General features: G+C 59.4%; 20 protein-coding genes. 12 read left to right on the forward strand and 8 right to left on the reverse strand.

Features of this window, described 5'->3' with window-relative positions:
- Positions 1-88 precede the first annotated feature (88 nt).
- From ACXZ66_RS10280 to ACXZ66_RS10295, 4 genes are read left to right on the forward strand one after another with little or no spacing between them, the layout of a single operon-like run.
- Positions 89-1579, forward strand: a complete 1491-nt coding sequence (locus ACXZ66_RS10280; RefSeq protein ID WP_458748593.1) for an ABC transporter substrate-binding protein — start codon at positions 89-91, stop codon at positions 1577-1579.
- Positions 1576-2514: an ABC transporter permease gene (locus tag ACXZ66_RS10285; protein ID WP_458748595.1), complete on the forward strand. Its 939-nt coding sequence runs from the start codon at positions 1576-1578 to the stop codon at positions 2512-2514. The genes ACXZ66_RS10280 and ACXZ66_RS10285 overlap by 4 nt, the downstream gene beginning before the upstream one ends.
- On the forward strand, positions 2511-3329 hold the full coding sequence (locus tag ACXZ66_RS10290; RefSeq protein WP_458748596.1) for an ABC transporter permease: 819 nt from the start codon (positions 2511-2513) through the stop codon (positions 3327-3329). The genes ACXZ66_RS10285 and ACXZ66_RS10290 overlap by 4 nt, the downstream gene beginning before the upstream one ends.
- Positions 3326-4696 carry an ATP-binding cassette domain-containing protein gene (locus ACXZ66_RS10295; protein ID WP_458748598.1) on the forward strand — a complete coding sequence of 457 codons (1371 nt, stop codon included), beginning with the start codon at positions 3326-3328 and terminating at the stop codon, positions 4694-4696. Before ACXZ66_RS10290 ends, ACXZ66_RS10295 begins: the two co-directional genes overlap by 4 nt.
- Here the strand turns inward: ACXZ66_RS10295 and sucD are convergent.
- The 4 genes from sucD to ACXZ66_RS10315 all read right to left on the reverse strand — a co-directional run bounded on the left by sucD (position 4670) and on the right by ACXZ66_RS10315 (position 7799).
- Complete coding sequence (gene sucD / locus ACXZ66_RS10300; protein WP_458748600.1) at positions 4670-5554, reverse strand: succinate--CoA ligase subunit alpha; 885 nt, start codon at positions 5552-5554, stop codon at positions 4670-4672. The genes ACXZ66_RS10295 and sucD overlap by 27 nt on opposite strands.
- 2 nt (positions 5555-5556) lie before the next feature.
- On the reverse strand, positions 5557-6741 hold the full coding sequence (gene sucC, locus ACXZ66_RS10305) for an ADP-forming succinate--CoA ligase subunit beta (protein WP_458748602.1): 1185 nt from the start codon (positions 6739-6741) through the stop codon (positions 5557-5559).
- A gap of 63 nt (positions 6742-6804) precedes the next feature.
- Positions 6805-7341, reverse strand: coding sequence for an RNA 2',3'-cyclic phosphodiesterase (gene thpR, locus ACXZ66_RS10310; RefSeq protein WP_458748603.1), 537 nt, complete (start codon positions 7339-7341; stop codon positions 6805-6807).
- Positions 7338-7799 carry a hypothetical protein gene (locus ACXZ66_RS10315; RefSeq protein ID WP_458748605.1) on the reverse strand — a complete coding sequence of 154 codons (462 nt, stop codon included), beginning with the start codon at positions 7797-7799 and terminating at the stop codon, positions 7338-7340. Before ACXZ66_RS10315 ends, thpR begins: the two co-directional genes overlap by 4 nt.
- A gap of 30 nt (positions 7800-7829) precedes the next feature.
- On the opposite strand from ACXZ66_RS10315, the gene ACXZ66_RS10320 reads away from it, so the two are divergent.
- Positions 7830-8738 (forward strand): ribokinase, encoded by a 909-nt coding sequence (locus ACXZ66_RS10320; protein WP_458748607.1) that lies wholly within the window; start codon positions 7830-7832, stop codon positions 8736-8738.
- Here ACXZ66_RS10320 and ACXZ66_RS10325 read toward each other — a convergent pair.
- On the reverse strand, positions 8735-8866 hold the full coding sequence (locus ACXZ66_RS10325) for a hypothetical protein (protein ID WP_458748608.1): 132 nt from the start codon (positions 8864-8866) through the stop codon (positions 8735-8737). The genes ACXZ66_RS10320 and ACXZ66_RS10325 overlap by 4 nt on opposite strands.
- Before the next feature lie 10 nt (positions 8867-8876).
- Positions 8877-10148: an alpha/beta fold hydrolase gene (locus ACXZ66_RS10330; RefSeq protein ID WP_458748610.1), complete on the reverse strand. Its 1272-nt coding sequence runs from the start codon at positions 10146-10148 to the stop codon at positions 8877-8879.
- Positions 10149-10177: 29 nt separating this feature from the next.
- Between ACXZ66_RS10330 and ACXZ66_RS10335 the strand changes: the two genes are divergently transcribed.
- Both ACXZ66_RS10335 and ACXZ66_RS10340 read left to right on the forward strand, forming a co-directional pair.
- Complete coding sequence (locus ACXZ66_RS10335) at positions 10178-10909, forward strand: aldose epimerase family protein (RefSeq protein ID WP_458748612.1); 732 nt, start codon at positions 10178-10180, stop codon at positions 10907-10909.
- A gap of 110 nt (positions 10910-11019) precedes the next feature.
- Entirely contained in the window at positions 11020-12726 is a 1707-nt protein-coding gene (locus ACXZ66_RS10340) for an FUSC family protein (RefSeq protein WP_458748614.1), read from the forward strand.
- Here the strand turns inward: ACXZ66_RS10340 and ACXZ66_RS10345 are convergent, their stop codons facing one another.
- Complete coding sequence (locus tag ACXZ66_RS10345) at positions 12727-13353, reverse strand: DsbA family oxidoreductase (RefSeq protein WP_458748616.1); 627 nt, start codon at positions 13351-13353, stop codon at positions 12727-12729.
- A gap of 234 nt (positions 13354-13587) precedes the next feature.
- Between ACXZ66_RS10345 and ACXZ66_RS10350 the strand changes: the two genes are divergently transcribed.
- Genes ACXZ66_RS10350 through ACXZ66_RS10360 form a run of 3 tightly spaced genes read left to right on the forward strand, consistent with a single transcriptional unit; the run spans position 13588 to position 17592 of the window.
- Positions 13588-15471: a BCCT family transporter gene (locus ACXZ66_RS10350; RefSeq protein WP_458751367.1), complete on the forward strand. Its 1884-nt coding sequence runs from the start codon at positions 13588-13590 to the stop codon at positions 15469-15471.
- A gap of 9 nt (positions 15472-15480) precedes the next feature.
- Positions 15481-16821, forward strand: coding sequence for an FGGY-family carbohydrate kinase (locus ACXZ66_RS10355; protein ID WP_458748618.1), 1341 nt, complete (start codon positions 15481-15483; stop codon positions 16819-16821).
- A gap of 18 nt (positions 16822-16839) precedes the next feature.
- A complete protein-coding gene (locus tag ACXZ66_RS10360; RefSeq protein ID WP_458748619.1) occupies positions 16840-17592 on the forward strand; it encodes an FMN-binding negative transcriptional regulator in 753 nt (250 codons plus the stop codon).
- Positions 17593-17608: 16 nt separating this feature from the next.
- Here ACXZ66_RS10360 and lepA read toward each other — a convergent pair whose 3' ends face one another.
- Positions 17609-19465, reverse strand: a complete 1857-nt coding sequence (gene lepA / locus ACXZ66_RS10365; RefSeq protein WP_458748620.1) for a translation elongation factor 4 — start codon at positions 19463-19465, stop codon at positions 17609-17611.
- A 245-nt stretch (positions 19466-19710) separates the two neighbouring features.
- Here lepA and ACXZ66_RS10370 point away from each other — a divergent pair, with 245 nt between their 5' ends.
- Both ACXZ66_RS10370 and rpsT read left to right on the forward strand, forming a co-directional pair.
- Positions 19711-20337, forward strand: coding sequence for a type II toxin-antitoxin system PemK/MazF family toxin (locus ACXZ66_RS10370; protein WP_458748621.1), 627 nt, complete (start codon positions 19711-19713; stop codon positions 20335-20337).
- 184 nt (positions 20338-20521) lie between these two features.
- Positions 20522-20785: a 30S ribosomal protein S20 gene (gene rpsT / locus ACXZ66_RS10375; RefSeq protein WP_458748623.1), complete on the forward strand. Its 264-nt coding sequence runs from the start codon at positions 20522-20524 to the stop codon at positions 20783-20785.
- Positions 20786-20855 lie beyond the last annotated feature (70 nt).

The following is a 20855-nucleotide window of genomic DNA, read 5'->3' on the forward strand; positions in this document are numbered from 1 at the left end:
CGGCTCCATGATGCTGTTGCATGATTAAGGCGTAACAGTTTCCGAATAGTTTCACTTTGTTTACCATCACCCTCTACCCTTAATGGCCATGGTGAATTCACGAGCTACCCAGGGGTTAGCCGTCATCGCTGCAGCGTCTTTGCTCGCGTCATGTTCGGCGGGCTCGACTGCCAGCGAGGTCGGTCGCGTCCAGGGCGCCGGCATCGTCGTCGGCACGTCAGGCGCGCCCTCCTCCCTCGACTTCACAACCACCGGTGGCGCCGCGATCCCGCAGGCGCTCATGTCTAACGTCTACGAAACCCTCGTGCGTATCGACGACAACGGCGAACCCGTCCCCCATCTCGCCGAGGACATCGCAATTAACGACGATCGCACCACCTATACCTTTCACCTGCGCCAAGGAGTGCGTTTCTCCAATGGAGATCCCTTCAATGCGGAATCGGTGAAGTTCTCTATTGAATATGTCCAAAACGAGTGGACGAATGGCCTGAAATCCCAAATGGATCCGGTGATCGCCGTCGACGTGATCGATGAGTACACCGTCCAAGTCACACTGAAGGCACCGTCGAACCGGTGGTTGTGGTCGATGGGAACGCTTACGGGTGCGATGATGACGCCTGCGGGCATCGACACCTTAACCAGTGACCCGATCGGGACCGGGCCGTACACCGTGAATCGCTTTTCGGTCGGTGAGTCCATTTCCTATACCGCCCGCGACGACTATTGGGGAACACCAGCAAATCAGGATGCGGCCATCCGTTACTTCTCGGACTCGGTGGCTACGGTCAACGCATTGCGAGCCGGCGACGTCGATGTGGTTTGGTCGCTCCAGGCCCCCGAGCTTTTAGATTCCCTGCCCGAGGATTACGGCGTACAGGTTGGCACTACCAACGGCGAGGTGGTGTTTTCCATGAACAACAAGACCGCGCCTTTCGACGACCCCACGGTCCGCCAAGCAGCTGCCTACGCCATCGACCGCGATGCCTTAAACCAAGTGGTGTGGGAGGGCATGGCCACCAATACCGGTGGCGCACCCGTCCCTCCGACCGACCCGTGGTACACCGGCCGGGACTACTACCCCTTTGACCCGCAACGCGCAGAAGAGCTGCTGGGTGGGCGTACCCCGGAAGTTACTATCTCGGTGCCGTCTTTGGCCTATGCCCAGACCGCCTCGGAGCTGATCTATTCGCAACTAAGCCAGGTCGGATTCAAGGTCACCCTAGAAACCGTGGAGTTCCCAGCTGTCTGGCTGGGTCAGGTGTTGAACCAGCACAATTACCAAGCCTCAATCATTTCTCACGTGGAACCCCGCGACATCCCGGCGCTGTTCGGCAACCCCAACTACTACCTCGGCTATGACTCGCCTGCACTGCGCGAAGACCTCCAGCTCGCCGACCAGGGAGACCTTGCCGACGAGACCACCCGGATGATCGAAGCCGTAGACGTCATCATGGCCGATGCCGGAGCCCTGACCTTGGCGAATTCCCCTAACGTCGTTCTTACCGCGCCGGGAGTGACCGGCATCGAGGCCAACATTATTACCGACGCCCTACCTCTCGCGGGAGTGAAGAAACAGTGATTTTCAAACTCATCGCTCGCTTTGTTGTCATGCTCTTCCTCGCCAGCGTGATTATCTTCGTCCTGCTACGTGCCATCCCCGGCGACCCCGCTCGTATCGCGCTCGGCGTAACTGCCACCGACGAGGCCGTCGCCGAACTCTCCTCACGCCTTGGCACCGACCGGCCGCTAATTAACCAATACCTCGAATGGATGGGCGGGCTGCTCACCGGCGACTTCGGTATCTCGCTGACCAGCAAGCAAGACATCACCCCGCTAGTTCTCGACCGAGGCGCAGTCTCGCTGATCCTAGCGGGCACCTCCATGGTTATTTCGCTGCTCATCGCCATCCCGCTGGGAATCTACTTAGCACGCAAGGCAGGCACCAAACAAGCAGCCGTTGTCTCCGCAGGTACGCAGCTGGGCATCGCCGTGCCAAGTTTCCTCGTCGGTATCCTCTTGGTGGCCGTCTTCGCGGTGCGCCTCGGCTGGCTCCCGGCGAATGGCTGGGTCCCGCCGAATGAAAACTTCGGCGCATTCTTAGCCCGGCTGGTCCTGCCAGTCATCTCGCTCTCGCTCGTGCAGGCGGCGATCCTGACCAGGTACGTCCGCAGCGCCATCTTAGAAGAGTTGAACAAGGATTATATCCGCACAGCCAGGGCGACGGGCTCGTCGCAAAGCGAAGTCCTTTACAAACATGCACTGAAAAATGCAGCGCTGCCCGTGCTCACCGTCACCGGCGTGCAACTGACCAGCTTGATCGTGGGTGCGGTGGTCATTGAAAGGGTCTTTGTTATCCCGGGGTTGGGGTCGATGCTTCTCGACGCCGTGTCCAACCGCGACCTCACCACAGTCCAAACAGTGATGATGTTGCTTGTCCTATTTACCCTCGTGGTTAATTTCGTGGTGGATCTGCTGTACCGCCTCATTGACCCGCGTATCAAGGTGGCGCCATGAGAATCTCCGGATGGATTGGCGCGGTCATCGTCGCCATTGTCTCGCTATGTGCACTGCTGTCGCTGGTGTGGACACCTTACGATCCCACCTTGGCGATCCCGGCCGATCGCCTACAGGGCCCGACGTGGTCGCACATCATGGGCACCGATCAGTTCGGGCGCGACATTTTCTCCCGCATCCTCGATGGCTCGGCGATCACCCTGGCTGTCTGTGTGGTGGGTGTGGGCATCTCGACTCTCATCGGTGTGCCACTCGGAATTACCGCAGGCATGCGCCGTGGCTGGATCGAGACCATTATTATGCGGGGCAATGACCTGCTGCTCGCCTTCCCTGCACTGCTGCTGGCCATCGTGTTTACTGCGGTTTTTGGCGCGTCGACGGGCATTGTCATGCTGGCCATCGGCATCGCAGGGATCCCAGGATTTGCCCGCGTGGCTCGCGCCGGCACCCTGCGCGTGATGACGCAGGACTATATCCTCGCCGCTCGCATCTCCAAAGTCCCCGGCCCCGTGATTGCCGTGCGGCACGTGCTGCCCAACATCGCAGGGGTGGTCATCGTGCAAGTCTCCGTCTCTTTCGCGCTGGCCATCCTTGCCGAGGCCGGGCTCTCCTTCCTCGGTCTGGGAACCCCGGCACCGTACGCCTCCTGGGGGCGGATGCTGCAGGCCTCGCAGGGCTTCCTCGCCTCGGCTCCGCATCTGGCCATCTTCCCTGGCATCGCAATCGCCGCCACCGTGTTGGGCTTCAACCTGCTTGGCGACGGTCTGCGCGACGCACTCGATCCGACGAGCCGGAAAGTGAGAACTTCTGCATGATCCACGTTGATAACCTCTCCATCGACGGCATCTTGGAGGACATCTCCTTCGATATTGCCCCTGGTCAGCGCCTGGGCATCATCGGTGAATCAGGCTCCGGAAAATCCCTGACGGCGCTCGCCGTGATCGGGCTTTTGCCGTCGAATCTGAAGGCCACCGGTACCGTGGAAGTCGACGGAACTGACATGATTGGCTCTCGCGAATCGGTGCGCCGCAAGATCCGCGGCACCAAGGTCGGCATGGTGTTTCAGGAACCCATGAGCGCGCTGGACCCGTTGATGCAGGTGGGCCGACAAGTCGCCGAAGCAAGCAATCCCGAGCGCGCCCGAGCTCTGCTCCGCGAAGTCGGCATCGACCGATTTGAGGCCTACCCGCACGAACTCTCCGGCGGGCAGCGCCAGCGCGTGCTCATCGCCGTAGCCATCGCGGGCGACCCCGACCTGCTGATTTGCGACGAGCCGACCACCGCCCTCGACGTGACCACCCAGGCCGAGATCCTCGATCTACTCGACCGTCTCGTGGCCGAGCGCGGCATGGCACTCATGTTCGTCAGCCACGACCTTGCCGTGATCAAACGCATGACCGACCGCGTGCTCATCTTTCAAAACGGCCGCATCGTCCCGAGCGATTCAGACTATGCCCGCAACCTTATTGCAGCAGCCAAACCCGGCGCGTCCGCCACACCCTCCGCAGTCGGCGAGCCCATCATCTCCCTCGAGAAAGTGTCGCTGACCCGCGGAAAAACGCTCGCCGTTGACGAAGTCTCACTGGAAGTTCGTCGCGGTGAGCGCCTCGGCATCGTCGGCGGCTCCGGCTCCGGAAAAACCTCGCTGCTGCGCCTGATCGCGGGGCTCTCCACGCCTGACACCGGCACCGTCCGCGTCGACGGCTCCCTGCAGATGGTCTTCCAAGACCCACAATCCTCACTCAATCCACGCCTCAAGGTGGGCAAATCCATCCGCGAGGCAGGGGTCAATCAAGCGCGTTGCGACGAAGTCCTAGAACACGTCGGGCTACCAGGCGTCTCCGAGCGCTTCCCCCACGAATTCTCCGGCGGGCAGCGCCAACGCGTCTCCATCGCACGGGCGGCAGGGCCGCGTCCAGATATTTTGCTTGCCGACGAACCCGTGTCCGCACTCGATGTAACCGTGCGCGCCCAAGTGCTGGACTTGATCAATTCTCTCGTTCTGGATGACTCACTGACCTTGGTGTTTGTCTCCCACGATCTTTCGGTGGTGCGCCACGTCTGCCCCACCATAGCCGTCATCCACGAAGGAAAGATCGTGGAAACCGGTCCCACCGAGAAGATCTGGGCCAACCCCCAGCACCCGTATACACGGTCACTGCTGGAGGCAATCCCTCATTAGCTGGGCAGCATGCGAAGGGGTGCTCCCCACCTTCACGCCGACTGCTTCCAGCGCCTGCTTCTTTGCCTCTGCGGTACCCGAGCTGCCGGAGACAATCGCACCAGCGTGGCCCATGGTCTTACCCTCGGGTGCGGTAAAGCCAGCGATATAGGCCACGACCGGCTTGGTCACGTGCTCCTTGATGTACTGGGCCGCGGCTTCTTCTGCGTCGCCGCCAATCTCACCGATCATCATGATCGCCTTGGTATCCGGGTCCGCCTGGAACGCCCGGATCGCGCTGATGTGGGTAGTGCCAATAATCGGATCACCGCCAATCCCAACGCAGGTGGTGAATCCGATATCGGAGAGCTCGTACATCATCTGATAGGTCAACGTGCCCGACTTGGACACCAGGCCTAAAGGCCCAGGATTCGGAGCCGTCTCGGCAGGGATGATGCCCGCGTTGGACTTGCCCGGGGAAATAATTCCCGGACAATTCGGACCAATGATCTTGGTATCCGATTCCCTGGCCAGCGCATAGAACTCGGCGGTGTCTTTGACCGGCACGCCCTCGGTGATCACCAAAACCAGTGGCATGCGGGCATTGATGGCCTCCACCACCGCTGACTTCGTCGCAGCAGCAGGCACGAAGACTACGGAAACGTTTGCGCCTGTAGACCGCATCGCCTCGCGCACCGACCCGAAAACTGGGACGTGCACGCCACCCTCGAACTGCACGGACATTCCGGCCTTCTTCGGATTCACACCGCCAACGACTGCGCTGCCAGAATTCAGCATGCGCTGGGTGTGCTTCATGCCTTCTGCACCTGTCATGCCTTGGAAGATGATCTTTGAATCTTGATCAAGAAAAATAGTCATGCTTATTGTCCTCCGTTGGCATCGGCGAGTTCGGCAGCCTTGCGCGCCGCGGCATCCATGGTGTCTACCTGTACAAGCAGGGGCAATTGCGCCCGGTCGAGGATCGCTTTGCCTTCTGCTGCGTTGTTTCCATCCAACCTGACCACCAAGGGCTTGGGTTCAATGCCTTCGGACTTGAGGATGCGATAAGCCTGCACGATGCCCTTTGCCACCTCGTCACAGGCGGTAATCCCGCCGAACACATTGACGAAGATCGAACGCACCTGCAGATCTTCTAGAGTCACCTCGAGGCCATTGGCCATCACATCTGCGTTCGCGCCGCCTCCGATATCCAGGAAGTTCGCGGGCGTGGGTTTGCTTGGCAAATCGGATCCCGCATCGGCGACCACATCCAGCGTGGACATCACCAGACCTGCGCCGTTTCCCACCACTCCCACTGACCCATCGAGTTTGACGTAGTTCAGGCCCATGTTGGTGGCTTTCGCCTCCAAAGGATTCATCGAACCGTGGTCGGCCAACTGGGCGTGGTCGGGGTGGCGGAAGTCGGCGTTATCGTCCAACGTGATTTTGCCATCGAGCGTAATGATTTCGCCTGAAGCAGTTTTCACCAGCGGGTTAACCTCGACTAGGGTCGCGTCCTCTTCGTCGTACACGCTGTAGAGCTTTTTCAGCACCGGCACGAGTTTCGCGGTGTCCGTCTCGTCGAAACCTGCTTCCTTGGCCATTTCGCGGGCAAGGGTATCGGTGAACCCGTCGAGCGGTGAGAAGTTGCGGCGCACGAGGGCCTCGGGCTTTTCTCGTGCGAGGGTTTCAATTTCGACCCCGCCTTCTTTGGACAACATGGCCATGTAGCGACGCTTCGTGCGATCCAAGAGGATGGAAAAATAGTATTCTTCGGCAATGTTGACGGCCCTGGCCACCATCACGCGACGCACGGTAAATCCCTTGATTTTCAGGCCGAGGATCTCGTCGGCAACCTGCGCTGCCTCGTTGGCATCCTTGGCTAGCCGCACACCGCCGGCTTTGCCGCGCCCACCGGTTTTTACCTGGGCTTTGATTACTACCGGACCACCCATGGCGCGCGCGGCACGTTCGGCTTGAGTGGCAGAGGTGGCAACTTTTCCGGGAACCACGGGAACGCCGTGGTCCTCAAACATCTGCCGGGCCTGGTACTCGTACAGGTCCATTCTGGCTCCATTCGCAGGGAGAAACGGTATTTCCGCCATGCTAATGAAAAACGCCAGCCTCGGCTACAGCCTCACCTCTCCCACCAGCTCATAACGCGGGCCGCCAGAGCGCCCCTCGCCCAAGTGGGATTCATACAAGCCCACAGAAGAAGCATTCCAGGCAGGGCCGCGGTAGACGCTCAGCGCCTGGGTCAGATCCCCGATCAGCCACGGATCCGCTAATCGACGATGCGCCCGCGCCACCGTAAGATGCGCCCGCTGGCGTTTCGCTTCCTCGGGATCCAGCACACAGCCCGCCATAAACTTGCGCAACAAGGCCGTCTGCCCACCCACACCGATCCACAGGGTCGCACCAGAAAAGGAGCCCGCACCCGCTAGTTCCAAGGTCATCGGCCCCACACTCGCCGCAGCCAGGTGCGCCAGAAGTTCCTCGGGGTCCTGCGCCGTCTCGCCATAAAAGGCACAGGTGATGTGCCAATTATCGGGATCGCTAAACCGCAGCTGGTTCTGATTCTGCGCATGAATCTCCCGCAAGGCCATCACGAGGTGCTCGCGGGCCTCGTCGGGAAGTGCAATCGCTGCAAATAAACGTTTGCTCATTCCCCCACTTCTACCGCAAGATGCTTGTTCACTGCGTCGAAAACGAGAGTGTAGTTGCCAGGGGTGTCGTCGATAAGCGATGCAATCGGCCCCACCCGCGGCACATTCACAAAGGACACAAGCTTCGCTCCAGTATCGGAATGCAGCACCACGCGGCCTAAACGAGGCACGCCGAGGACACTGATTAAGGCCCGCGGCATCTCAAGCGTTGCGTTGGGGTCCGGCACTTCGACGTTCAGCGCATAAATGCCGTTGCCGCGATCGACCAGATCTGAGTCCGCCACGAACCAGGAAGGCCCGTCGGCGCGAACGACGCGGGAGCCGTCAATGGCGAAGTTTCCCGCCTCGGCAATCGTGCGCACGGCAGGCCGCGGGTAGGGGGAAGTGTCCAGCATGGTTTGAAGATCGTCGCGTCCGGCGTCAAGTTCGGCAGAAATCCACTCAGCGATAGGCGTCATGACCCCGATCCTAACCACTATATTGGGGATATGAGCAGCAACTATATTGCCGTTGTCGGATCCATCAACGCCGATCTCACCGTCACCGTCGAGCGCCACCCCACCCCCGGCGAGACTCTCCTTGGCCAGGGTGGTCACATTACCGCAGGTGGCAAGGGCGCAAATCAGGCACTTGCCGCCGCCAAGTTGGGCACGAAGGTGTCCATGGTCGGCGCCATCGGCCGCGATGCCTACGCCGAGCCCGCCACCGCACTGCTGCGCAAAGGTGGCGTGGATCTAAGCGCCGTCGCCGAGACCGACGAGGTCACGGGCCTTGCAGTAATCACCGTTAGCCGCGACGGGGAGAACACGATCATCGTGGTGCCGGGAGCAAATTCGCTTGTCGACGACACCTACGTGGCAACTCACGCCGAGCTGATTCGGGATGCCACCGTGGTGTTATTGCAGGGCGAGATCCCTGCTTCTGGCTTCGAGAAGGCCGTCGAATTGGCCACCGGACGCGTGATTGTTAATCTCGCGCCCGTCGTCGAAGTGAATCATAAGGCCCTGCTCACCGCCGATCCGCTGATGGCCAACGAACACGAGGCAGGCCTGATCTTGGCCCAATTCGGCATCGAAGCCGACGAGTCTCAACCGGAAACAATGGCGAAATCTCTGCGCGAAGTTGGTTTTAAATCGGTTGTGCTCACCCTGGGCGGGGCCGGCGCGGTAGTAGCAGAAGGCGATGAACTAACCGCCATTCCCGCAGTTCACGTAAAGGCTGTGGACACAGTGGGGGCAGGTGACGCGTTTTCGGGCGCACTGTGTCACCGCATTATTGCAGGTGACTCACTTGTGGAGGCAGCACGCTTCGCAAACCGAGTGGGGGCCTTCGCCGTGACTAAGTCCGGCGCCCAGCCCTCCTATCCTTCTGCTACGGACGAACTGCCTGAGCTCTAGTTAATGTAGAGCAGCAGTGTTGGATCGAGGAGATGTTCTTGCTTTACTTCAAAAGTGCCCGCTAGTTCATCAAACTCGTCGAGTTCACTAGGTGTGAGCTGGATATGCTCACGAGGGTTTGGTGCCATACCGCCGATCCTAGCCCCTTTCGCGCACTAAGGCATAAAGCTTCGAAAAAACTTCTTCTCCGGCGCGCCGAATCCCATCGTGTTGCAGTTCGGATGTCTCCCAAACCCGCACATCCCGGATTGTTTCTGCGGTTTCGAAGGACAGTTCGCGAGGCACATAGATATCGTTCGTGTACACCGCCGCCGCACACACAGTGGGCACTTCTGCCAGGACTTTCGGGGAATACAGCGGTGCCCAATCGTCTTTGTATGCCAATTGGTTCGCTGCTTCTTCGAATGGAACCAGCGCCGGATCCTCCTCGAATTGGAAGGGGAAGATGTGCTCGCCGGTGAGATAGAAGGGCCCGCTACCAGTCGGTGAGGCATCCGGGGCGAACCCCTCAAGCTCCTCGGAGACGCGCTGCGCACTCCACGCGGTCGCCCCTGGAACAGTCCCGCCATAAATTGACTCGTGGATCACCCCATAAAGCGGTGCCTTTTCAAAGCTCACCCGCTCGCCGATGTCGGCAAGCACGTCAGTGCGCAGGCGCTTCTCGCCGCTCACCTTGTGGAAAGGTGCTTCCAGCACTCCGGCCAGGTCGCCGAATCCGACTCCGCGGCCCAGGCCCACACCGATTGTGCGGAAGCGTCGCGACGAGAGCCTCTCCCCGGTAGGCAAACGCTCATCCGAGTTGTCTAGGTGATGACAGATCTCGCGCACACGGCCTTCGGCAAACGGAATCTCGGCAAAGAACTCCTTTTGGCGCGCCTCAAGCTTGCTAAAGGTGGCCCGGTAAACGTCGTCGGCGTGGCAATTGATTGCAGGTAGGCCCCCGGTGAAATAGGCGTAGCGCACCGACTCGGGGGCCACCGACAGATAGTGGGCAATACAGAACCCACCGAAGGACTGCCCCAATACGTCCCACTGTTCGATTTCCAAAGCTTTTCGCAGGTCTTCGGCGTCGGCAACGATGGAATCGGCGCGCAGCAAGGGATAGAGGTGATCGTCGATAAGCGATGCTTTGTCTATGCGTGTGGAACGTCCCGTGCCTCGCTGATCTAAAAGCACGATGCGGTAGTGCTTGAGTGCTTCGGCCATCCAGCCGGTGATTTCGGCGGGGCGGGGCACGGGGTTGCCGGGGCCGCCCTGCAGGAAGAGCAGATATGGCAGGGATTCGTCGGCGACAAGCTCGCGGGCGAAGACCTCGAGGGTGCCAAGAGCGGGGTTCGCTCGGTCCCAGGGCACCTCAATAGTGTGTTCATGCACACTTAAGCCGTATTGGTCGTAGGAAATCGTCTCCATCGTGTCGATTCTATCGGTAGGATTTAGGAATGAAACAGATCACCATTCCTGAGTTCGGCGCACACATCACATCCGCGCCCCACCCCACCGGAAACCTCTTCTTCGTTTCTTCGAAGGCCATCCTTGACGGTAGCGCCCCCATCCGCGGCGGCTTGCCCATCGTGGCCCCTTGGTTCGCAACCTTTTTGGGCGACGAGCAACACGGTTGGGCGCGTACCAGCAAGTGGGACGTCGACGGGCAACGCGCAACGCTCACGCGTGACCACCTCGCTCTTGTCTTCGAAGTAGAAGCTGTCGAAAACGGCTACCGCTTCGCACTCTCCGTGACCAACGAGGGTGACACTAACCGCGAAATCCAGCTTGCTTTCCACCCATACTTCGAGGTCAGCGCCGTGGCCGACGTAGAAGTCACCGGTGTGGAGCGCACCAAAATCTGGGACCGCGCCCACCACGACAAGTTCAACCAACAGGGCCCGTTCACTTTCTCGGGCCTGACCGATCAGATCAGCCTGGAGCCACGCGAGGTCACCTTCACCGATGCGAAGCGTGAAATCACCGTCACCCCAGAGGGCACCGACTGCACCGTGTTGTGGAACCCGGGCGCCGACGCGGGGGCTCGCATCGACGATCTCGGCGAGGGCGAGTGGGACCAGTTCGTCTGCGTGGAGCCCGCCCTGTTGGGTAAGAACCACGAGGGCGTTGAATTGCGCTCGGGCGATACCCGCACCATCGCAATGACGGTCAAGGCGAAGGCGCTGTAGCTGGCGTCTATAGTTGGTACTACCGTTAATTTGTCGCCTTGGCTCCCAGTGGAGCCGGGGCGGCTTTATTGTTGATTTTGTGATTTTTTCATTTCGCGAAGGAGTAGGTAGTGACCGATCAACGAACCCGCGACGCAGTGGCGAAAGAGCCGTTGCCTGAAAGACCCAACCCCTGGCGCCTATTTACCGCCATCCACTCTTCTGCCCCACGCTGGCCGGGTGCCCTGCGCGCAGCTATCGCAGTCACGGTGCCCGGCGCGATCGCACTCCTGCTTGGGCATGAAAACGCCATCGTTCTTATCGCCTCGGGTGGCTTCATTGTCATCTACGGCGAGGGCCACCCCTACCGCTCGCGGCTGAAAGTCATGACCATTGCAGCAGTGCTACTGGTCCTCGGTGCCACCGCCGGAGCATTCGTCGGCTCGGTGATGTGGGCGCAACTCAACGCAGGCGGTTCGCACTGGTGGCTGATGCTCTCGGGCATGTTTACGGTGCTGTTGGCCACCATCGGCGCCTACGGCCAAAATGCACTCCAACTGCGGCCACCGGGTGTGTTTTTCATTGTCATGGTCGCGGGTGGCTCCACGATGCTGGCGCGCAACGGGCTTAACCCCCTAGAGGTCGGTGGCTGGGCCATCTTGGGTGCTGCCTCGGCAATCCTCGTGGGTATGTCGGGCGCGCTTGTTCACCCGCACGGGCCTGAGCGCCAGGCCGTGATCACCGCGGATAAGGCGGTGGCCAATTTTGAAGAGTCCGACCCCAGCATCGGCAAGCACCACCAGGCCCAAACGGCCGTCTCTGATGCGTGGTCCGCTCTCGGCGACGCCGGTATCATCTCCGGCGGCAAGGTCGTGCAATCCTCCCAGCGCCACCTCGTTGAACGCACCCAGGATGCCCACCGCAGGCTCGTCGTGCGCAATTCCGAGGTCGGCTATTCCCACAACAACGACTCCGATTTGGGCGTGCTTTTCGACGAACAGCGCATGGCCATCCCGCACACTCGGCCCTCGGTGATGTATCGCTTGACCCGCTCAGCCAACCGCCATTCCCATGCCTACATCACCGCAGAAAAGGTCTTCATTGCCACTACTTTGGCAGCACTTGTTGGCGTGAGCCTCGGCTTCGATCGCCCCGACTGGGCTGTGGTTTCCGCTCTCCTCATGCTGCAATGGGGCCCTGACCGGATTCCGGGACAGGTCCGCGGCATCCATCGGCTGGTCGGCTCACTGATCGGTATCGGCTTGTTCGGTGTCTTCCAATACTTCGAGGTGTCCGGGTGGTCACTGCTGCTCGCGCTGGCTATCTGCCAATTCGGGGCCGAGATCTTTGTGGTGAAGAACTACGCCATTACGGTTATCTTCACTACCCCGCTCGCGCTGCTTATGGGAAGTTCGCTGACCCAACCTCTCAGCGAAGTGTTTATCGCGCGCACCGGCGAGGTCTTCCTTTCTATCTTGTTCGGCTCCCTCGTCTTGTGGCTGTGGCGCCCGAATGCCGAACGCCAGAATCACTACCGATTGCTGCTGCGCTGCCAAAAGGCCATGGGCTCGCTGCTCGGTGCGCTGATGGTCACCACCCCCGAAGGCGCAAAAGAAGAACGCCGCGACCTGCAGTACGAGCTGCTCTCGGAACGGCGTTCTGTGAATTCTTTGGCCATGGACCACCCAGACGATGCGCTTGAGGTGTGGGCAGATCACGTCGAGGTCCAGGAATCCGGCTACGCAATGCTGGACTACTGCAATGCGCATAACGACGAAGAACTAACGCCCGCTCAGATCACCGAACTTGCCGGTGATCTCAAGCGCTTACGCGACTAGTTACATTGTTTTAACTTGCTCAATCGCCTGGGTAAACACCTCAGGCGGCTGAGCGCCCGAGACAGCCAGCTTGCCGTCAAAGACGAAGAATGGCACACCGTTGATGCCAATCTTGCGGGCCTGGTCGATCTCTTCTTCCACGTTTTCTGTGTATTTATCGGTGGCCAGGACGTCGTCGATAAGCGCGGTGTCTAGCCCGATCTTCTCGCCGACCTCCTTCATCGTCTCTGCCGATGCCACGTTCTTGCCCTCGGTGAAGAATGCGTGCTTCATCGTCGCATCCCACTCATTGCCCACGCCATGTTCGCGAGCGAGATGGCCCACGCGGTGGGCGTCATAGGTGTTCGCGGAGATTTGTTCTTTCCAGTTGAAATCTAAGCCGACGGCGGAAGCGCGCTGGGCGAGGCCCTCCATCATCTGCTCGACCTGAGCAGTTTGCATGCCCTTTTTCTCCACGAGGTGCTCTACACCCGTTTGGGTAGGCTCCTTGGGAGCGGTAGGATCGAGCTGAAAAGAGCGCCAATTAATTTCGACGTCTCCGTCGTAGTTTTCCAAGGCCAGGGACAAATGCTTCTCACCGATTGTGCAAAAAGGGCAGACGTAATCGGACCAGATATCAATACGCATAATTGGTACAACCAACCGCGGCAAGATCTATTCCTTTTTCCCATGTGAATTTTGTTGTGGTTAGATGGGGCCCTGCAAAAAGGAACTGCAAAAAGGAACACTGTAACTGTCCTCAACTTGGCCCTAAAGCCACTCGTCACTATTTCTTGTGACTGTGACTCGTGCGCGCCTCTAAGGAATTGAAAACTTATGGCCGATAACAATTCGTCCATCAAATCACCGGCAGGCAAGGCAATGCGCCAGGCCCGTCGCAAAGGCAAGACCGTCGACGTGGGCCTCTACCCGCACAACATGCACCCGGGTCTTGTGCCCGGCATTAGCGTCGACGAGCAGCGCCACACATTCGGCCTGGACAAACTTGTCTTCTGGCTCACTGCAGCCGCCATTATTGCCTTCATCATCTGGGGTGTGACCAACCCGCAGTCCGTGGCCGATACCGCCGCCACCGCCTTCGACTGGGGCATGACCAACGCCGGGTGGTTGCTCAACATCGTGATGATCCTGGGCATCGTGCTCATGCTTATCCTCTCCTTCTCCCGCCTCGGCCGCATCACGCTGGGCAAAGACGGCGAGAAGCCCGAATTCTCCCGCTTCTCCTGGATCGCCATGATGTTCGGCGCCGGCATCGGCGTGGGCATCTTCTTCTTCGGCCCCTCCGAGCCGCTCTGGCACTTCCTCTCCCCTCCCCCAAACACCGTTGAGGCCGGCACCCCTGCGGCGCTGCACCAGGCCGTGGCCCAGTCGCACTTCCACTGGGGCCTGTCCGCGTGGGCGGTCTATGCGTTCGTCGGTGCGGCCATTGCATATAGCACTTATCGACGAGGGCGTCGCTCCCTCATCTCTTCAGTATTTACTCCGCTGCTTGGGCTGGGTAAGACCCAAGGTGTTCTCGGGCGCGCAATTGATATGCTGGCCATCGTCGCAACGCTCTTTGGCACTGCTGCAACCTTGGGCCTGTCTGCCACCCAGATCGGCACCGGCGTGGAAATTATCAGTGGTATCGGCGAGGTGGGCAATAACGTGCTCATTGTGATCATTGCCGTGTTGTCTGCCGGGTTTATTATCTCGGCGGTCTCGGGAGTCTCGCGCGGTATCCGCTACTTGTCGAACATCAATATCTCGCTGACCTTGCTGCTTGTGCTCTTCGTTTTCCTTGCGGGCCCAACGCTCTTTTTGCTCAACCTGATTCCTTCGGGCACGTTGTATTACCTGTCCAACTTCCTGGATATGGCCTCGCGCTCGCTATCCTGGGGGCCAGAAACCTTGGAATTCCAGGAATCCTGGACCGCCTTCTACTGGGCATGGTGGATCGCGTGGACCCCGTTTGTGGGCATGTTCATCGCGCGCATTTCCCGAGGCCGCACCCTGCGCGAATTCACGCTGACCACAATGCTGATTCCTACCACGATCCTGATTTTGGCATTTACCGTCTTCGGTGGCACCGCGATTACTTTCTCGGAGCAGGGCGTGCCTGGTTTCGACGGAAACTCGTCGTCCGAACAGGTGCTCTTCGCCATGTTTGACCAGCTCCCGCTGGCCCAAATCACCCCGTTTATCCTGATTATTGTGTTGGCGATCTTCTTTGTCACCTCCGCAGACTCGGCTTCCGTGGTGATGGGCACGATGAGCTCGAAGGGCGATCCTTCACCTAACAAGGCCGTTGTAGTGTTCTGGGGCCTGTGCATGATGGGCATCGCGGTTGTCATGTTGCTCACTGGCGGCGAGAACACGCTGTCCGGCCTGCAGAACTTGACCATCTTGATCGCACTACCATTCTCGGTGGTGCTGCTGGCCATGATGGTGGCCTTCGTGAAAGACCTGCTCACCGACCCCATGGCCATTAGGCGCACCTACGCCCGCAGCGCCGTGGAAAACGCGGTTGTCCGCGGCCTTGAGGAACACGGCGATGACTTCGAGCTTTCCGTCTCACACGCCGAAGAGGGCCGCGGCGCTGGCGAAGACTTCGATTCCACCGACGAGAACCTCACCGGCTGGTACCAACGCCACGACGAAGAGGGCAACGAAGTCGACTATGACTACGAAACCGGCGAGTGGGCCGACGGCTACGTCGACGAGGAACTCATCGAGACTACCGGCGAGGACACTGAAAAGTCCTAGACTTAGTGCGTGATCACTCTCGCAATCGACCTAGGTACCTCTGGCGCGAAAGCCGCGCTGATCGGCCCAGACGGTGCAACCTCTAGTTGCACCACCGCCTATCCCACCCACACCGGCCAGGCGGGTGAGGTCGAGCAGGATCCCCGCGATTGGCTGCGCGCGGTGCGCGCCAGTGTGGAAGGCCTCTCGGGAAACTATGACGCGATCGCAGTGACCGGGCAGATGCAGGACCTCATTCGCTACACCCACGGCCACCTCGCAGGTCCAGCGTGGCTTTATTCTGATAGCCGCTCACAGCACGAGGCCAAACAACTTAACCGCGAGCTGCCCGACTGGGAAGAGCTGACCGGCAACGAACAAACCGCCACCTCAAACGCCGCGATGCTTCTGCGCGCTGGAGTTTCGCGTGACGACGAGTTCCTCTTCTCCCCCAGCGCAGCGCTGATCAAGGAGCTGGGCTTGGGCAGCTTCGTCGATCCCACCACAGCCAGCACGACCGGACTTTCGAACGGTTCGCAGTGGCTTGATCCTGTACTCGAGCGCGTCGGGGTGAGTCGCCCCCAGCTGCCCACGATTGCTCAAGGCTTCATCGGCACCACCCAAGCCAATGACCTGGGGCTTCGTTCCGGTGTCCCCGTGTACTTGGCTCCCGGGGATGCTGGGGCAACCACGGCGGGCATCGTGGGACGCGAACCCGGCGCCGATTATCTTTACCTGGGAACCACCGGCTGGCACGCCCGCGTCATGGACCGCCCCTCCCAGGCTCTGGGCACCGTACACCGCCTCGCCTTCGGGGAGCACACCTTGCAAATTGCTGCCCTGCTTGCTGCTGCCTCCGCCGGAGATTGGGCACGCAACCTCTATCTGGGAGGGATTTCGCCCGCCGAGGCCGACAAGCTGCTTACTACCCGCGGCTACTCGGGTTTGACCGCGATACCTAGTATCCACGGCGAGCGTTTCCCGGTGCGCAGTGAGAAGTTGGGCGCGGGAGTCGTCGATAAGCGAGCCACGACCACCGCCATCGAGTGCTATAAGGCCGTCCTCGAATCCGTCATTCTTGCTCTGTCGCTGGCCTGCGATCCGGCCGAGCGCGGCCCTCTCGCGGTGGTCGGCGGGGGTTCGCGGTCCACGCCGTGGATGCGCATGGTTGCGGATATTTTGGGTCGTCGCGTCGTGCTTTTCGACGACTCCGACGCCGCTCTTCACGGGGCTGCCTTATATGCCGACCCCGACTTGCGCCCGTTGGCGCACACTCCGACGCGCACGATAAACCCCGATGCGGGTGCGCACGAGTCCTATGCGGGAGCCGCTGAGCGGCAACTTCGGCTGATGAAGTTTTTGGCCGAATAAATCCGTACAATTTATCCCATGTACGTCACTAACGCTTACCGGATGGACGAATCCGAGGCTCTCCAGCTTGCTTCCGAGATCGGTATTGGTCAATTCATTAGTTCCTCGCCTGATACCGGGCTCGAGGCTACCATTATGCCCTTCGTGCTCAAGCGCGACGAGGCTGGTCAGGTTCATGTTCAGGCGCATTTTGCCAAGGTGAACCGGCAATGGGAGGACACTGAGGTGATGATCATTGTCCAGGGCCCTACCGCCTACGTGTCCGGCTTGGATCAGCCAGCGGAGCCCGCGGATGCAAAAATGCCACGCGTTCCCTCGCTGGATTATGTCGCCGTACACCTGAAAGGGATCATGCGCCACCGCGACGGTGACCGGGCTTTTGCCGTCGCGCATTTGAAAGAGCTGGTGGAAAAGTTTGACGATACCTGGCGCGTGGGCACCCACTCCGACCCGCAGCTAGTCAACGGGGTGCTTAACGCGTTGGTCGCCGTTGACATTGAGATCACCTCGGTGACCGGGAAGTGGAAGCTACACCAGGGGCTGGCGCCTGACGAGATTGCACACACTGCTGCGTCGCTTCGGGCCCGAGGGTCTGACGAGGTCTCGGATTCCGTTGCGGTAGCCGATCTGATGGAGAGCCGGGCTGTGCCGTGGGCGCGCGAGCGGGCTGCGGAGGTCTCTGGGCAAACAGTAAAGCCGGCACGGTTGCCCGTGCCGGATCCTGCTCAACCTCGGCCCTCGCATGTGTACAGGTACGACGGCCGGTTCTAGCTTTCGAGGAAATGCCCTATTCTTCGTCGGTAGACAGCGCCGCGACGAATGCCTCTTGTGGCACTGTCACCGAACCGATGGACTTCATGCGCTTCTTACCGGCCTTCTGCTTTTCCAGCAGCTTGCGCTTACGCGAAATATCGCCGCCGTAGCACTTAGACAACACGTCCTTGCGCAGGGCGCGGATGTTTTCACGCGCAATGATCTTGGAACCGATCGCCGCCTGAATTGGCACCTCGAACTGCTGGCGTGGGATCAGCTCCTTGAGCTTCTTCGTCATCTTGTTGCCGTACCACTGCGCATTATCGCGGTGCACGATCGCAGAAAACGCGTCCACCGGCTCACCCTGGAGCAGAATGTCCACCTTGACTAGGTCGGCTTCCTGCTCGCCGGCCTCTTCGTAGTTCAGCGAAGCGTAGCCCTTGGTGCGGGATTTGAGCATGTCGAAGAAGTCGAAGATGATCTCGCCGAGTGGCATGACGTAGCGCAGCTCGACACGGTCCTCCGAGAGGTAATCCATGTTCTTCATCTGACCACGCTTTTGCTGGCACAGCTCCATGGTCGGGCCCACGAACTCGGTAGGAACGATGATGGTCATGTTCACAATTGGTTCATAAATCTCGCGCAGTTTTCCTTCCGGCCAGTCCGAAGGGTTGTGCACGAGTTGCTCCGTGCCATCCTCGGCAACCACGCGGTAGGTCACGGAGGGGGCCGTGGAAATCAGGTCCAGATCAAACTCGCGCTCGAGTCGGTCGCGTGTGATTTCCATGTGCAAAAGACCAAGGAAGCCACAGCGGAAACCAAAGCCCAAAGCCACGGAAGTCTCAGGCTCCCAGGTCAGCGAAGCGTCGTTCAGCTGCAGCTTTTCTAGCGATTCGCGCAGCGCCGGGAAGTCCTCCTGAGAGACCGGGAACAGGCCCGAGTACACCATCGGTTTGACCTCTTCGTAGCCCTGCAAAGGCTCCGTGGCACCGTTGACCGCCGAGGTCACGGTATCGCCGACCTTGGTTTCGCGCACATCCTTCACGCCAGTGATCAGGTAGCCCACCTCGCCTGGGCCCAAGCCCTTGACCTTCTTCGGGGTCGGCGAAACCACACCAATTTCCAGCAGCTCCAAGTTGGTGCCGGTGTTCATCATGTGCAGCTTTTCACCCTGGCGCAGCTCACCGTCGACCATACGGATATAGGTGACAACGCCACGGTAAGTGTCATAGACCGAGTCGAAGATCATGGCACGTGCAGGAGCATCAGCACCATTGGGGGACTCAGGTGCTGGAACCATCTCAACAACCTTGTCCAGCAGCGCTTCCACGCCTTCACCGGTCTTACCGGAGACACGCAGCACATCTTCTGGTTCACAGCCAATAATGTTGGCGATCTCGAAGGAGTACTTTTCAGGATCTGCCGCCGGCAGGTCGATCTTGTTCAACACCGGGATGATTTCAAGACCCTTATCAATGGCCATGTACAAGTTGGCCAAGGTTTGCGCCTCGATGCCCTGAGCTGCATCGACCAGCAAAATCGCACCCTCACACGCTTCAAGCGCACGAGAGACTTCATAGGAAAAGTCGACGTGACCTGGGGTATCAATCATCTGCAAGACGATCTGCTGACCCTCAAACTCACCGGAGCGAGGCACCCATGGCAGACGCACGTTCTGCGCCTTGATGGTAATTCCGCGCTCACGCTCGATGTCCATGTTGTCTAGATACTGGTCACGCATATCACGTGCATCGATCACGTTCGAGAGCTGCAGAATTCGATCGGCCAGGGTGGACTTACCGTGGTCGATGTGGGCGATAATGCAGAAGTTACGGATCCGAGCAGGATCCGTAAACGTAGTCTCGGCGAAATTCTCAAGCTTTTTTGCCATTGCCACACGGGTCCCTTCTAGTAATTAACCCTACCCACTCTACCCAAGAAAGGCTGTAATTCTGAACCCGGGGACTCACACCCGCAACCAGCAGTTTTCTGGCATCGCGGCAAGAGTTCATCGCGTATCGACGATTGACCTTCCCTCCGCCTTTCGGTGGATTGAATCTGCTAGCCTAGAGTCATTACGGTTAGTCACCAATAGCACTCCCCCAAAGCTCCAAACGCAACGCGAAAAGAACGACTATGAGCATCCTTCGTCCTCGCCGAAACTCCACCAAGGAAGATACAAAGGAAGATTCGGCAGGCACCAACCCAGCAACACTATTCGGCCGCGGCCTACAACGCCGAGCTGAAAAGAAAAAGGCTGCGAAAAAAGATCAGGCGCAGGGGAAGGCTCGCAAGCTCACCTCGTTAGATAAAGGCTTATCTCAGCTCAATCAACGCCTGGGCAATACCACCGACAAACACACTCACCGTGTAGCCGAAGCCCTTCAGGTAGATCCCACCGAGCATCTCGCGCGGTCGATCTATTACTCCTCGGACCTGGATGGCTACGCTGAGCCCGGCGAAGTCGTCTGGGTCACGGTGCCGTCCACTCCCCCGCAGGAACGCTCCATGTTGGTCATTGGCAGGAACATGCAAAACGTTTTGGGTCTACTCATCTCCTCTCACGAAGGCCACGCCAATAAGTCGGAATGGCTAGAAATTGGTAATGGCGAATGGGACACCTCGGCCACACAATGTTGGCTGCGGCTGGACAAAACAATCGTTGTTCCCGAAACCCAAGTCAGCCGACGCGGTATCCTCTTTCCCCGCTCGCGCTTCGAGCTTGTAGCGAACCGCCTCCGCGCAACCTTCCGCTGGGTTTAGTGATTTTGGTTCTCTAAGGGCCCACCTGCTAAAGTCGACGTGTTGTTCACGCCCACTTTCATGCGGGGTGCGCCAGCAACGCGGGCAGGACCTTGGGTTCGCGTCTTAAAAATGCTGGTGCAGGTATCTTCGCGTGGGTAGATCGACTGGTTTCATTCAACATCGATATTCAAGAGGTATCTTCATGGCAAACATCAAGCAGCAGCAGAAGCGCGTTCTCACCAACGAGAAGCGTCGCCTGCGCAACAAGTCCGTCCGTTCCGCTGTCCGCACCGAGCTGCGTAAGTTCCGCGAGACCGTTGAGGCTGGAGACAAGGCAGCAGCTGAGACCCAGCTGCGCGTTGCATCCCGCAAGCTGGACAAGGCAGTTACCAAGGGCGTCTTCCACCGCAACAACGCGGCGAACAAGAAGTCCAACATGGCACAGGCCCTGAACAAGATGGCTTAAGCCTCAAGCTTGAACTTTTAAAGCCGGTTTATCGCGAATTTTGCGCGATGAACCGGCTTTTAGTTTAGGC

This window comes from Corynebacterium sp. S7, assembly GCF_054401105.1.

Bases quoted from the DNA above. Each gene is read 5' to 3' on its own strand.
- ACXZ66_RS10280 (WP_458748593.1), top strand. From the start codon at position 89: ATGGTGAATTCACGAGCTACCCAGGGGTTAGCCGTCATCGCTGCAGCG.
- ACXZ66_RS10290 (WP_458748596.1), top strand. From the start codon at position 2,511: ATGAGAATCTCCGGATGGATTGGCGCGGTCATCGTCGCCATTGTCTCG.
- ACXZ66_RS10295 (WP_458748598.1), top strand. From the start codon at position 3,326: ATGATCCACGTTGATAACCTCTCCATCGACGGCATCTTGGAGGACATC.
- sucD (WP_458748600.1), bottom strand. From the start codon at position 5,554: ATGACTATTTTTCTTGATCAAGATTCAAAGATCATCTTCCAAGGCATG.
- sucC (WP_458748602.1), bottom strand. From the start codon at position 6,741: ATGGACCTGTACGAGTACCAGGCCCGGCAGATGTTTGAGGACCACGGC.
- thpR (WP_458748603.1), bottom strand. From the start codon at position 7,341: ATGAGCAAACGTTTATTTGCAGCGATTGCACTTCCCGACGAGGCCCGC.
- ACXZ66_RS10315 (WP_458748605.1), bottom strand. From the start codon at position 7,799: ATGACGCCTATCGCTGAGTGGATTTCTGCCGAACTTGACGCCGGACGC.
- ACXZ66_RS10320 (WP_458748607.1), top strand. From the start codon at position 7,830: ATGAGCAGCAACTATATTGCCGTTGTCGGATCCATCAACGCCGATCTC.
- ACXZ66_RS10325 (WP_458748608.1), bottom strand. From the start codon at position 8,866: ATGGCACCAAACCCTCGTGAGCATATCCAGCTCACACCTAGTGAACTC.
- ACXZ66_RS10330 (WP_458748610.1), bottom strand. From the start codon at position 10,148: ATGGAGACGATTTCCTACGACCAATACGGCTTAAGTGTGCATGAACAC.
- ACXZ66_RS10335 (WP_458748612.1), top strand. From the start codon at position 10,178: ATGAAACAGATCACCATTCCTGAGTTCGGCGCACACATCACATCCGCG.
- ACXZ66_RS10345 (WP_458748616.1), bottom strand. From the start codon at position 13,353: ATGCGTATTGATATCTGGTCCGATTACGTCTGCCCTTTTTGCACAATC.
- ACXZ66_RS10350 (WP_458751367.1), top strand. From the start codon at position 13,588: ATGCGCCAGGCCCGTCGCAAAGGCAAGACCGTCGACGTGGGCCTCTAC.
- ACXZ66_RS10360 (WP_458748619.1), top strand. From the start codon at position 16,840: ATGTACGTCACTAACGCTTACCGGATGGACGAATCCGAGGCTCTCCAG.
- lepA (WP_458748620.1), bottom strand. From the start codon at position 19,465: ATGGCAAAAAAGCTTGAGAATTTCGCCGAGACTACGTTTACGGATCCT.
- ACXZ66_RS10370 (WP_458748621.1), top strand. From the start codon at position 19,711: ATGAGCATCCTTCGTCCTCGCCGAAACTCCACCAAGGAAGATACAAAG.
- rpsT (WP_458748623.1), top strand. From the start codon at position 20,522: ATGGCAAACATCAAGCAGCAGCAGAAGCGCGTTCTCACCAACGAGAAG.